The following is a 12,690-nucleotide window of genomic DNA, read 5'->3' as shown; positions in this document are numbered from 1 at the left end:
CGTCACAGGAGATTCCCCCACTCATGACCGAACTCAATCGGCGCCGTTTCCTCCAGATCGCGGGAGCCACCGCGGGGTTCACCGCCCTGTCCGGCTCGATCGACCGGGCGGCGGCCATCCCGGCCGCCCGGCGCAGTGGCACCGTCCAGGACATCGAGCACATCGTGGTGCTCATGCAGGAGAACCGCTCCTTCGACCACTACTTCGGCTCCATGAAGGGAGTGCGCGGCTTCGGCGACCCGCGGCCCGTCACGCTGCCCAGCGGCAAGCCGGTGTGGAACCAGCCGAGCGGGGGCCAGGAGATCCTGCCCTACCACCCGGACGCCGACGACCTCGGCATGCAGTTCATCGCGGGCCTCGACCACGACTGGGCGGGCGGCCACAACGCGTTCAACAACGGCAAGTACGACAACTGGGTGCCCGCCAAGGGCACCGGCACCATGGCGTACCTGACGCGGAACGACATCCCGTTCCACTACGCCCTCGCCGACAAGTTCACGGTCTGCGACGACTACCACTGCTCGTTCATAGGGGCCACCGACCCGAACCGCTACTACATGCTCTCCGGGTACGTCGGCAACGACGGCACCGGCGGCGGCCCGGTCCTGGGCAACGAGGAGGCGGGGTACGGCTGGACGACGTACGCCGAGCGCCTGGAGAAGGCGGGCGTCTCCTGGAAGGTCTACCAGGACATCGGCGACGGCCTGGACGCGGCCGGTTCCTGGGGCTGGATCGACGACGCCTACCGCGGCAACTACGGCGACAACTCGCTGCTGTACTTCAACAACTACCGCAACGCCAAGCCCGGTGACCCGCTCTACGACAAGGCGCGCACCGGCACCGACGCCAAGAACGGCGACGGCTACTTCGACGTCCTCAAGGCCGACGTCAAGGCGGGCAAGCTCCCGAAGATTTCCTGGATCGCGGCGCCCGAGGCGTTCTCCGAGCACCCCAACTGGCCCGCGAACTACGGCGCCTGGTACATCTCCCAGGTCCTCGACGCGCTGACCTCGAACCCGGACGTGTGGAGCAGGACCGCCCTGTTCGTCACGTACGACGAGAACGACGGCTACTTCGACCACGTCGTGCCGCCGTACCCGCCGGCCTCCGCGAACCAGGGCCTGTCGACCGTCGACACCACACTCGACTACTACAAGGGCAGCGTGACCCGCGCCGCCGGACCCTACGGGCTCGGCATGCGCGTCCCGATGGTCGTCGTGTCGCCGTGGTCCACGGGCGGCTACGTCTGCTCCGAGACGTTCGACCACACCTCGATCCTCCGGTTCATGGAGAAGCGGTTCGGGGTGCGGGAGACCAACATCTCGCCCTGGCGGCGCGCCATCTGCGGCGACCTCACCTCCGCCTTCGACTTCTCCCTCAAGGTCACCGACCCGGCCGAGCTGCCCGACACGTCGGGCTACGAGCCGCCGGACCGCGACCGGCACTCCAGCTACGTGCCCAAGCCGCCCGCCCAGGGCGTGCTGCCGAAGCAGGAGGCGGGCTCGCGGCCGAGCCGTCCGCTCACGTACGCGCCCTATGTCGACGGGGCGGCCGACCTGTCCACCGGCAAGTACAAGCTGACGTTCAGCGGCGGTACCCAGCGCGGAGCCTTCTTCCAGGTCCGCTCGCAGTCCCGCACCGACGGCCCGTGGACGTACAGCGCGGAGGCCGGCAAGTCGGTCTCCGACAGCTGGAACTCGGTCTACTCGGCGGGTCGGTACGACCTCACGGCGCACGGTCCCAACGGCTTCCTGCGCGCCTTCAAGGGCGACAACAAGAAGGCCGAGCCCGAGGTGACGGCACGGCACGACGGCGGCACCGGCAATCTGAAGCTGACCCTGAAGAACCCGGGCACCGCCGACGCCCGCGTCACCGTGACCAACGCCTACGGCGGCACGCCGCAGACGTACACGGTGCGCGCGGGTGCCACCGTCGACCAGACCGTCGACCTGCGGGCCACCAAGCGCTGGTACGACCTGACGATCGTGGTCGAGGGGAACGCCGGGTATCTGCGCCGGCTCGCGGGCCACGTCGAGAACGGGCAGGTGGGTGTGAGCGACCCGGGCATCGCGACCGCGTAGTCCCGCAGCAGGGTCCACAGGTAAGTCACTGGGGTGTACATCTCACAGGTACAGCCTGGTCACGTCCGCTGTCCGGCGCGATAGTGTGCCCCGGTGACTTCGCCTTCGAACACCCCTGCCGGCTGGTATCCGGACCCGCACGGGGCGCCCCAGACGCTGCGCTGGTGGGACGGTTCCCAGTGGACCGATCACACGCACGCGGCCCCGTCGCAGGCGGCGCCCGCGGCCGGGCAGGTCCCACAGCAGCAGCCCCCGGTCCAGCAGCAGGCCCAGCAGGCGATGGCGCAGGCCGCGCCCGCCCAGCAGGCCCCGGTTCAGCCCGCGCCCGTCCAGCAGCCCTTCGCCGGGCAGCCGCAGCAGCAGCCGTCCTTCGGCGCCCAGGCGCAGCAGAACGCGAACGCCGCGCGCGTGCAGCGCCAGGTGCAGCAGCAGGCCGGTGTCCAGGGCTCGGGTCAGGGCGGCGGCACGCTGTTCAGCGAGCCGGTCCTGGTCGTGAACCAGAAGGCCAAGCTGATCGAGCTGACCAACGAGTACAGCGTGATGGACCAGCACGGCAACCAGCTGGGCTCGGTCACCGAGATCGGCCAGAGCGGTCTGAAGAAGGCCCTGCGGTTCGTCTCGTCCGTCGACCAGTTCATGACGCACAAGCTGGAGATCCGCGACGCGTACGGGCAGCCGCAGCTGGTGCTGACCCGGCCCGCGAAGTTCATCAAGTCCCGTGTGCTGGTCGAGCGTCCCGACGGCACCCCGGTCGGCGAGATCGTCCAGCAGAACGCCATCGGGAAGATCAACTTCGCGATGAACGTGAACGGTCAGCAGATCGGCGCGATCAAGGCGGAGAACTGGCGCGCCTGGAACTTCGCGATCGTCGACCACGCGGACCAGGAGGTCGCCCGCATCACGAAGACGTGGGAGGGCCTGGCCAAGACTATGTTCACCACCGCGGACAACTACGTCCTGCAGATCCACTTCCAGCTGCCGGACCCGCTGCTCAGCCTCGTCGTCGCGACGGCGCTGACGGTGGACACCGCGCTGAAGCAGGACTCCCGCGGCTTCGGGTGACCGGACCGTCGGACGCGTGACCGTCCGGAATCCGGAACGGGAACGTACGGACATGACGAAGGGGCGGGCCCGGTGCGGGCCCGCCCCTTCGGGCGTTCACCGTGCGGCGGTCTCGCGCTCCCGCGCGAGCGCCGGCTCCGGCTGCGAGGAGGCGACCCGGGTGAGCGTCGCGCGCCGGGCGGCCGGCACGAACAGCGCGGCCAGCGCCGCGGCCAGGCACAGGAAGGCCAGCAGTGTGAAGCCGTGCGTGTAGCCGGACGCGTACGGCAGACCCGACGGCTCCAGGTGTCCGGTGACCAGGCTGGTCATCAGAGCCGCGCCGATGGAGCCGCCGATGGTGCGGATGTTGGCGTTCATGCCGGTGGCGGCTCCGGTCTGGGCGGCGGGCACGCTCTGCACGATCAGGTTCGCCATCGAGGCGAAGGCCAGACCGATGCCGAGCCCGAACACCCCGGCGGCGACGGCGACCTGCCACTGCTGGTCGTGCCACAGGGCGAGGATCGCGCAGGACACGGCGCCGAGCGCGGCGCCCGTGGTGAGCAGGGACTTGGCGCCGACGACGGGTTCGAGCCGGCCGCTGAGCACGCCGGCGACGAACATCGCCACGAGCATCGGCAGCATCAGCAGCCCGGCGCCGGTCACGCTCGACCCGAAGCCGTAGCCGGCCGCGGACGGGGTCTGCGCGAAGCCCGGCAGGAACGACCACACCGCGTACATGCCCGCGCCGAACAGCAGGGCGGCGGTGTTCGTCGTCCACACGGAACGCAGCCGCATCACGCGCAGGTCGATGAGCGGGCTGGCGGACCGTGCCTCGCTGAGGATCCACACGGCGAACAGCACGACCGCGGCGATCAGCAGGCCGATCACCCGGGCCGAGCCCCAGCCCCAGGACGTGGCCTGGCTGATGGGCAGCAGCAGGGCGACGAGCCAGCCGGAGAGCAGCACCGCACCGGCCCAGTTGACCGTCCCCGAACCGCGGTGGGGGGACTCGGGCACGAAGCGCAGGGCGATCAGCGCGGTCGCGGCCACGACCGCGGCGGGCAGCCAGAACAGCCACTGGTAGTCGAGCGCGCCGACGATCGGACCGGCGGCGACGATGCCGACACCGCCGCCCGCGGCGATCACCGCGGACAGGTTGCTGATGCTGGGGCTGACCCGGTCGGCGGGGAACTCGTCGCGGATGATCCCGAACGAGAGGGGGAAGAGGGCGCCGCCGATGCCCTGGACGACACGGGCGACGATGAGCACGCCGATGTTCGGCGCGAGGGCCGCGAGCAGACAGCCCACGGTGAGGGCCAGGAGCGCGGCGACCATGGTGCGCTTCTTGCCGACGAGGTCGCCGACGCGGCCGAGTATCGGCGTGAAGACGGACGCCGACAGCAGATAGGCGGTCATCACCCAGGTCGAGGTGGCCTGGGAGGTGTTCAGGGCGTGCTGGATCGTCGGCAGCGCGGGCGCGACCAGCGACTGCATCATCGAGAACACGCCGGCCCCGGTGGCGAGGACCGCGAACGTAAGGCGGTTTTTCCGGATATTCCGGTTCAAGACGGCTTCTCTCTGAACGAAGAAGAGCAGGGGAGGGTACGTCGGACCAGAGGGTGCCCCTGCTAAAGTGGAGGCACCCCTCGACTTAAAGAACCATAGCGGAGGGGTACCTCCGGTTCAAGCCGGTTCCACTGCGTTGCTCGTTGGGGGCACACATGACCACCACGGACAGGGAGCGCGTCGGCGGTGTGGTCGCCGCTCAGCGCCCGCGCCGCGCGGACGCCCGGCGCAACTTCGACGCGTTGCTCGCCGCGGCCCGCGAGGCCTTCGCGGAGCACGGCGGCGACGCCTCGCTGGAGGACATCGCCCGCAAGGCGGGGGTCGGCATCGGCACGCTGTACCGCAACTTCCCGACGCGGCAGGTGCTGTTCGAGACCGTCTACGCGGAAGAGGTCGACGCGCTGTGCCGGCTCGCGGACGACGTCGCGGACGCGCCGGAGCCCTGGCAGGGCCTGGTGACCTGGCTGCGCAGATTCGTGGAGTACACCGTCACGAAGCGCGCGATCCGGGAGGCGATGAGCGGCGAGTCCGACATCTTCGTCGCCTGCCGCCGCGCCATGCTCGACGCGGGGGAGCCGCTGCTGCTGCGCGCCCAGCGGGCCGGTGAGGTCCGCGGGGACCTGTCCTTCGACGACCTGCTGCGGATGGTGTCCGGGCTGACGGGCACGGCGTACGTGGATGTGGAGCAGCGGGACCGGGTGCTCGGGTTCGCCCTGGACGGCATCCGGGCCCCGCGCGCCTCCTAGGGTCGTCTTCGGTCTCCCTCCGTGGCCCGGAGGCAGGAGGGAGAGCGAAGACAGCCCTAGGGCCTGTCCGGCGGATCTTGTCGCGGGCGCGGGGTCTGCCACGCCGACCTGCGGCGTTGTCGTCGGTGGCCAACTCCCCCAGCCTCGAACCAGGCTCCGCGAGGCTCGGCCGGGAGGTGCCCCCTTCGCGTTGACGCCCTCCTGCGCCTTGCATCTCGACGCGCCAGACCCCGCTCACCAGCAAGGAAAGGCGCGGGCCGCACGGATGCGGCCTGATCCGCCGGACAGGCCCTAGCCCTTCAGGGCGTGTGCGGCCGCCGGTCCCGGAACGGGGGAGGGGATCGTGACGGCGGTCGTGTCCGGCGTGGACGTCTGCACGACCAGGCTGCCGCCCTGCGGCCGCGTGCTGCGCGTCAGCAGCATCACGCCCCGCGCCGCGAGCGCCGCCCCGGCCCCCGCGAGGGCGATCCCGGCGACGCCGCCCTGGAGCCGCTCGCCCAGCAGGGACAGGCCGATGACGGCCGCGGCCACGGGATTGGCCAGCGTCACCATGGCCAGGGGCGCGCCGAGCCCGCCCCGGTACGCGATCTGCGACAGCAGCAGCCCGCCCGCCGCGAACCCGGCGACCAGCACCGCCACGCCCACGACCTGCAGCGAGAACGGCGTACCCGAACGGTCCGTCGCCGCCACCGTCACGGTCTGCGTCAGCGCGGAGGCCACCCCGGAGGCGACCCCGGAAGCGGTGGCGTGCCGCAGACCAGGCCGGGCGCCGCGCCGGGCGAGCACGCCGATGAGCGCGGCCGTCGCGCCCGCCACGGCGAGCGCCTCCGGCAGCGAGAGGGTGTCGTCGGGCGCCGGGCCCGACGCCGTCACCAGCAGCGCGGCCAGACCGGCGAGGGTCAGGGCGGTGCCCCGCCACTCGCCCGGGGTGACCCGCCGTCCGGCGATCCGGGCGCCGAGCGGCACGGCCGCGACCAGGGTGAGCGCGCCGAGCGGCTGCACCAGGGTGAGCGGCCCGTACTTGAGCGCCGCGACGTGCAGCAGCGCCGCCGCCGAGTTGAGCAGGACCGTCCCCCACCAGGCGCCGGTGGCCAGCAGCCGCAGCGTGCCGCCGCCGGAGCGGGTGGCGAGCCGCTCCTGGGCCACGGCCGCGGCGGCGTACGCGACGGCCGAGACCAGCGAGAGGGCGACGGCGAGCAGCGTGGCACTCATCGGTGCGCTCCGCTCGTCACGAGTTGCGGGGCCGTGGCCACCGAGGTGGAACCCGGCGTCGGCGACACCTGCACCGGGATTCGGATCGGCATCCGCGCCAGGACGTCGGAGGCGGACAGCGCGTCCGGCGGCGTCCGGAAGGCGGGGCGCGGCGACCACGGCGCGGTGACCGCGGCCGCGCGGGTCTCGGCGACGGCGGCCGGCCGGGCCGGGGCCGGCAGCAGATGGCGGCCGATGCCGCGGCCGGAGACCGTGCGCGGCAGCCTGATCACCGCGAGAGCGACGCCGAGCAGCGCCGTCGCCACGATCGTGTCCAGCCAGTAGTGGTTGGCGGTGCCGACGATGACCAGCAGCGTCAGCAGCGGGTGCAGCAGCCACAGCCAGCGCCACCTCGACCGCGTCGCGGCGATGAGCCCGATGGCGACCATCAGGGCCCAGCCGAAGTGCAGCGAGGGCATGGCGGCGAACTGGTTGGCCATGGTGTCGGTGTCCGGCTTGGCCGCGTACACCGAGGGACCGTAGACCTGTGCGGTGTCCACGAGGTGCGCCGCCTTGAGCATCCGCGGCGGCGCCAGCGGGTACGCGAGGTGCAGCGCGAGCGCGGCGGCCGTGAGCACGGCGAGCACCCGCCGCGTCCACAGGTAGTGGCGCGGGCGGCGCAGGTACAGGAAGACCAGCAGCGCGAGCGTCGCCGGGAAGTGCACCGACGCGTAGTAGATGTTCGCGCCGTGGACGAGGGCGTCGCTGTGGAGCAGGAGGCTCTGTACCGAGCCTTCGCCGGGCAGGTGCGCGGCCCGCTCGAAGCTCCACACGTTGTCCGCGTTGTGGAACGCCTCGGCGGTATGGCCGTTGGCCAGTTGGCGGCCGAACTTGTAGACGAGGAAGAGTCCTACGACCAGCAGGAGCTCGCGGACCAGGGGCGGTCGGGCGGCGATCGCGTCCGGCTCCGGTTCGGCAGGCTCGGTAAGGGAATTCATCCCCCGGCCCCTTTTCGTGACGACTGGGTGGTGCGTGATGGTGCGTGAGCGCTTCAGGTGCGCCGACAGGCACGGCTTACGCCGCGCTTATCGATACGCCAGTGTACCGAAACGCTCGCGTACCGGTACACTGGCGTATCGATAAGGGGTTGTGATCTCATCGACATCACCACCGACCCGAGGAGCAGCTGCCATGACGACGCGCGAACAGGCCCCCGCGACCGTGCAGACGACCGCGCCGACCGCCTCGCGCCGCTCCAAGATCACGCCCGAGCGTGCCCAGGAGTACTACGACGCCGTGCTCGACCAGCTCCGCAAGTGCGGGTACGAGGCGCTCACCATGGAAGCCGTCGCGGCGCAGGCCTGCTGCAGCAAGTCGACGCTGTACCGGCAGTGGAAGTCGAAGCCGCAGCTGGTGGCCGCGGCCCTGCGGGCCGGACGCTGCGTGAAGTTCTTCTCGGCCGACACGGGTACCCTCGCAGGAGACCTGGTCGGCGCCGCACAGCACGCGGCGGCGCAGGCGAAGCGCGACACCGCGCTGATCCAGGCGCTCGGGCACGCCGTCCTTCAGGACAGCGAGCTGAAGGGCGCGCTGCGCGAGGCGCTGGTGGAACCGGAGGTCGCGTCCATCGACGCGATGATCGAGCGGGCCGTGGCGCGCGGCGAGATCGCCGCCGACCATCCGGCCCTGCCCTATGTGGCCGCGCAGCTCTTCGGAGTCATGCGCAGCCGCCCCGTCCTGGAAGGGCGCGACGCCGACGCCGACTATCTCGTCGGCTTCGTGACGAAGGTGCTGCTTCCGGGGCTCGGCCTGTCCTTGGAGGACCAGGCCTCTTGAGACGGCGACCGTCGGCCGCAGGGATGACCGGCTGATGGTCCGCCCGCGCCGCACCGTGGGGACGGGGGCGGCGCGCACCCCCGGGCCGGGTGGGTTCCTCCATGAGCGGAGGGGAACCCACCCGGCCCTCGTGCTGCCGGGGTGCTCACGGCAGCGGGCGGGTCACACGCCCTGGCCGCTGCCGCCCGAGCCGCCGGTGACGTCGGACTCCTTGATGCCCTTGACGATCTTGTCGATCGCGGAGTCGTCCGGGCCCGCGGCCTTCTCCTTCGCCGTGCGCGGCACGTCCACGCCGAGCCGGATCACGACCAGCGAGTCGGCGTCGACCGGGGAGGGAGCCACGACCGACTCCACCCAGGCGTCGTACCCCGACTTGGTCTCCACCTTCCAGCGGACCTGGTAGCCCTGCTTCCCGGCGACCGTGACCTTCTCCGACGCCAGCACCTTGTGGCCGGTGATCCCGCCGTAGGTCTTGCCGCCGTAGGACGCCTTCGCGTTCTTGGCGATGTCCTCCTTGGCCGCCGCCTCCGCCGTCGTCGCGTCCAGCTTGAGCGCCTTCGCCGACGCGCTGGAGGCGCCGCCCCGCACACACTCCTTGCCGGAGTCGTCGGGGCAGGAGTACGAGCCCGTCTGCACCCCGGCGGCGCCCATGCCGTCCGAACCGGACCAGCCGTCGAGCACCGGCAGCGCGATCCCGTTGCCGAGGTCGGTGGCGTAGCCCTGGTCGAGCGGGGCCTGCGGTGACTGGTCGGGGGTCTCGGGGGAGGGGCCGGCGCCCTGACCGCCGTCCTGACCGCCGCTGCCGCCGCCGTTGAAGCCGGGCGGGCCGGGCTGCTGCGACCGGGCGTCCGTCGTGTCGCTCTTGTCGTCGCCGCCGGACGTCAGCGCGTACACGCCGCCGCCGATGCCGGCCAGCACCGCGACCGCGATCGCCGCCGCGATCGCGATCCGCGCCTTGCTGCGCGGCTTCGGCGGCAACTGGCTCGGATAGGCCGGATAGTTGGGATAGGCCGGAAAGTTCCCGGGTGCGGTGGGCGCCTGGGCGAGCGGCACGGGGACCGGTGCAGGTGCGGGGACCGGTGCGGGGACCACGTCCGTACCCGGCTCCGCACCCGCCTCAGGGCCCGGCCCCGCGTCCCGCACCGCGTCCTGCGGCGGATGGGGCGGCGGGGTCGTGGCGGGCCGGGTCTGTTCCGTCCAACGGCCGCCGTCCCACCAGCGTTCCGTGCGCGGGCCGCCTTGGACCTGTCCGGGGTCGGGGTACCAGCCTGCGGGAGTCTGCGACGTCATGGCCGCAACAGTATGAGGCGCGCCTGAAAGGTGGATGAGAGGGGCGCCTCTCGGCGTGCGATACGGGCACGATCGTTATCCGCGCGGAATGCCCCGGGGGCACAGGACGGCCGGATATGACGGATCCCCAGCTCCGATCAATTGTCATCGCCTCCCCAACCCCTCACCACGGTGGGGCGCCGCGCATTACCCTCGTGACCGAGTACGTCACCAGTACGTCGATCGTTCGATGTGCACGACAGCGGGAGGGTGCGGGATGACTCAGGGACGGCACGCCGACGCCGCCTCCTGTGGGCCGCAGTTGTGGGAGCGCGAGTCCGAACTGGAGGTCGCCGCGCGGGCGCTGGACGAGCTGTGCGCGGACGCCGCCTCATCGGGCAGCCTCGTCGTCTACCGGGGAGAGGCGGGGATCGGCAAGACCGCCCTGCTCGACCGGGTCCGTGAGATGTCCGAGGGCCGGGCCACCGTGTGGTCCGCGCGGGGTGGCGAGACCATCACCTCCGTTCCCTTCAACGTCGTACGACAATTGCTGCAGCCCGCTCTGCTCGCGCTCTCCGAGGAGGAGACGCGGGAGTACTTCGGGGACTGGTACGACATCGCGGGCCCCGCGCTCGGCATAGCGGAGCCGACCGGACGGCAGGCGGACCCGCAGGGCGTGCGGGACGGTCTCGTCGCCGCGGTGTCCCGGCTGGCCCGGCTGCACTGGCCGCTGGTGCTGCTGATCGACGACGTGCACTGGGCCGACCTGGAGACCCTGGAGTGGCTCGTCGCCTTCTCCGAGCGCCTCGACGACCTCCCGGTGCTGGTCGTCGTCGCCCAGCGCGACCCGGAGACCGAGCAGGTCGCCGCATGTCTGGACGCGGTGGCCGAGGCCGCCCGCCCCGGCACCGCCCAGCTGCGCCCGCTCAGCCCCGACGCCGTCGCGGGACTGACCCGGGCCACCCTCGGCGCGCACGCCGACGACCCGTTCTGCCGCGAGGTGTGGGCGGTCACCGGCGGAAACCCGTACGAGTCCGTCGAGTTGCTCGCCAAGGTCCAGGACGCCGAGACCCCGCCCGAGGAGGCACGCGCCAACGAGCTGCGCGCGCTGAACAAGACGGCGCGCGGCCGCGGCCTCGTCACCCGCCTCGAAGGACTCGGCACCGAGGCGACCCGGTTCGCGTGGGCCGCCGCCGTCCTCGGCACCCGGATCGAACCCGGCCTCGCCGCGCTCCTCGCCGGCATGAACCCGGAGCAGGCGGGCCGCTGCGCCGACCGGCTGCGCACCGCCCGCATCCTGACCGACGCCACCTACGGGGACGTCGGCACGCTGGAGTTCGTCCACCCGCTGATCGCCTCCGCCGTCTACAAGTCGATCCCGCCGGCCACCCGCACCGCCATGCACGGCCAGGCCGCCTGGGCCGTCACCGCGTCCGGGCACGGACCGGCCGCCGCCTCCCGGCACCTGCTGGAGGTGCACCCGGACGACGACCCCGAGCTCGTCGAGCAACTGCGCGCCGCCGCCCGCGAACACCTCGCGGTCGGCGCCCCGGCGGCGGCCCGCCGCTGTCTGGAGCGCGCCCTGGAGGAGCCGCCGCTGCCCGAGCTGTGGCCGCACGTCCAGTACGAGCTGGGCTGCGCCACCCTGCTCACCTCACCGTCCACCACCGTCCGGCATCTGCGCGCCGCCCTCGAAGCCACCCCTGGCCTGTACGGCGAGGAGCGCGTCGACGCGGTGTGCCGGCTCTCCCAGGCGCTGGTCCACAACGACCAGCTGGCCGACGCCCTCACCCTCTGCGACGTCGAGTCCCGGCAGCTGGACCCCGGCCCCCTGCAGATGCGGCTGATGGCGAGCCGCTCCTTCTGGGAGAGCATCTACTCCGGCGAGTCCGACGCCCCGGCCCGCTCCCGCCGCCTCGCCGACCTCGCCGACCGCGTCATCGGCCGGGACAACGCGGAGCGGGTCCTGCTCATCCTGCGCGCCTTCGACATGATGAGCCGCGGGGAGAACGCGGAAGAGGTCGCGGAGTACTGCGACCGCGCCCTTGTCAACGGCCGCCTCGCCCCCGGACTCGGCTGGACCGACACCGAGTGGAGTTTCGAGATCCTGATCGCCCTCGGGTTCTCGTACCTCTTCTCCGACCGGCTCGACCGCGCCGAGAGCCTGTTCGCCGAGGGCATCCGGGCCTACGAGAGCGCCGGATGGAGCGGCGGGCACCTCGCCGTCGCGCACGCCTTCGCCGGATACGTGCACCGCAGGCGGGGCCGGCTGACCGAGGCCGAGGCCCTGCTGCGTGAGGCACTGCGCCTCGCCGACCGCGTCGGCCACGGCCTGCCCATGCACTGGGACGCGGCCGGCAAGCTCATCGACACCCTGCTCGCCCGCGGCCGGGCCGACGAGGCCCTCAAGGTCGCCGAGCGCTACGACTACGCGCCGCCCTACCCGTCGACGATCCTGTTCCCCGAGGCCTACTCGGTCCGCGGCCGGCTCATGCTCGCCATCGGCCGCACCGACGAGGGCATCAGCGAACTGGAGGCGGCGAGCAAGGCCGCGCAGGCCCGCGGCGGCCACAACACCGTCGTCTCGTCCTGGGCCTGCGACCTGGCCCGCGCGCTCGCCGACACCGACCCGCGGCGCGCCGCCGAACTGGCGGTGCAGGCACGCGTCCAGGCGGAGCGGCTCGGCACGGACACCGCGATAGGCGAGGCGCTGCGCTGCGCGGCGTACCTGGAGACGGGCCAGCGTCAACTCACCCTGTACGCGCAGGCGGTGACGTACCTCGCCGCCTCGCCGAGCGCCTACGAGCACGCGCTGGCCCGGGTCGAGTACGGGATAGCGGCCCGCTCGCTCGACGAGCTCAACCACGGTCTGCAGCTGGCCCGTTCGTGCGGCGCCGAAGGGCTCGCCGCGCGGGCCCGCGAGGTGCTGGCGACGGGGCGCGGACTGAAGTAGCCCACTC

At 72.3% G+C, this 12,690-nt stretch carries 9 protein-coding genes; 5 read left to right on the top strand and 4 right to left on the bottom strand.

Annotation, left to right across the window (positions count from 1 at the left end; genetic code table 11):
- Nucleotides 1–23 precede the first annotated feature (23 nt).
- Nucleotides 24–2,081, top strand: a complete 2,058-nt coding sequence (locus J3486_RS06200; RefSeq protein ID WP_207819019.1) for a phosphocholine-specific phospholipase C — start codon at nt 24–26, stop codon at nt 2,079–2,081.
- Nucleotides 2,082–2,174: 93 nt separating this feature from the next.
- Nucleotides 2,175–3,143, top strand: coding sequence for a phospholipid scramblase-related protein (locus J3486_RS06195; RefSeq protein WP_207819018.1), 969 nt, complete (start codon nt 2,175–2,177; stop codon nt 3,141–3,143).
- 96 nt (nt 3,144–3,239) lie between these two features.
- Here the strand turns inward: J3486_RS06195 and J3486_RS06190 are convergent, their stop codons facing one another.
- Nucleotides 3,240–4,688: an MFS transporter gene (locus J3486_RS06190; protein WP_229377663.1), complete on the bottom strand. Its 1,449-nt coding sequence runs from the start codon at nt 4,686–4,688 to the stop codon at nt 3,240–3,242.
- Nucleotides 4,689–4,843: 155 nt separating this feature from the next.
- On the opposite strand from J3486_RS06190, the gene J3486_RS06185 reads away from it, so the two are divergent.
- Nucleotides 4,844–5,434: a TetR/AcrR family transcriptional regulator gene (locus J3486_RS06185; RefSeq protein ID WP_207819017.1), complete on the top strand. Its 591-nt coding sequence runs from the start codon at nt 4,844–4,846 to the stop codon at nt 5,432–5,434.
- A 291-nt stretch (nt 5,435–5,725) separates the two neighbouring features.
- Here the strand turns inward: J3486_RS06185 and J3486_RS06180 are convergent, their stop codons facing one another.
- Both J3486_RS06180 and J3486_RS06175 read right to left on the bottom strand, forming a co-directional pair.
- Nucleotides 5,726–6,646, bottom strand: a complete 921-nt coding sequence (locus tag J3486_RS06180; RefSeq protein ID WP_229377662.1) for a hypothetical protein — start codon at nt 6,644–6,646, stop codon at nt 5,726–5,728.
- On the bottom strand, nt 6,643–7,623 hold the full coding sequence (locus J3486_RS06175) for a phosphatase PAP2 family protein (protein WP_207819016.1): 981 nt from the start codon (nt 7,621–7,623) through the stop codon (nt 6,643–6,645). Before J3486_RS06175 ends, J3486_RS06180 begins: the two co-directional genes overlap by 4 nt.
- A 193-nt stretch (nt 7,624–7,816) precedes the next feature.
- Between J3486_RS06175 and J3486_RS06170 the strand changes: the two genes are divergently transcribed.
- Nucleotides 7,817–8,461 (top strand): TetR/AcrR family transcriptional regulator, encoded by a 645-nt coding sequence (locus tag J3486_RS06170; protein WP_207819015.1) that lies wholly within the window; start codon nt 7,817–7,819, stop codon nt 8,459–8,461.
- A gap of 162 nt (nt 8,462–8,623) precedes the next feature.
- Here J3486_RS06170 and J3486_RS06165 read toward each other — a convergent pair whose 3' ends face one another.
- Complete coding sequence (locus J3486_RS06165; protein ID WP_207819014.1) at nt 8,624–9,751, bottom strand: DUF2510 domain-containing protein; 1,128 nt, start codon at nt 9,749–9,751, stop codon at nt 8,624–8,626.
- 256 nt (nt 9,752–10,007) lie between these two features.
- Here J3486_RS06165 and J3486_RS06160 point away from each other — a divergent pair, with 256 nt between their 5' ends.
- Nucleotides 10,008–12,683: an AAA family ATPase gene (locus J3486_RS06160; protein ID WP_207819013.1), complete on the top strand. Its 2,676-nt coding sequence runs from the start codon at nt 10,008–10,010 to the stop codon at nt 12,681–12,683.
- Nucleotides 12,684–12,690 lie beyond the last annotated feature (7 nt).

The organism is Streptomyces sp. VRA16 Mangrove soil, assembly GCF_017377775.1.
Taxonomy (GTDB): domain Bacteria; phylum Actinomycetota; class Actinomycetes; order Streptomycetales; family Streptomycetaceae; genus Streptomyces.
The sequence above is the reverse complement of the archived record's forward strand: the minus strand, read 5'-3'. Positions and strand labels throughout refer to the sequence as shown.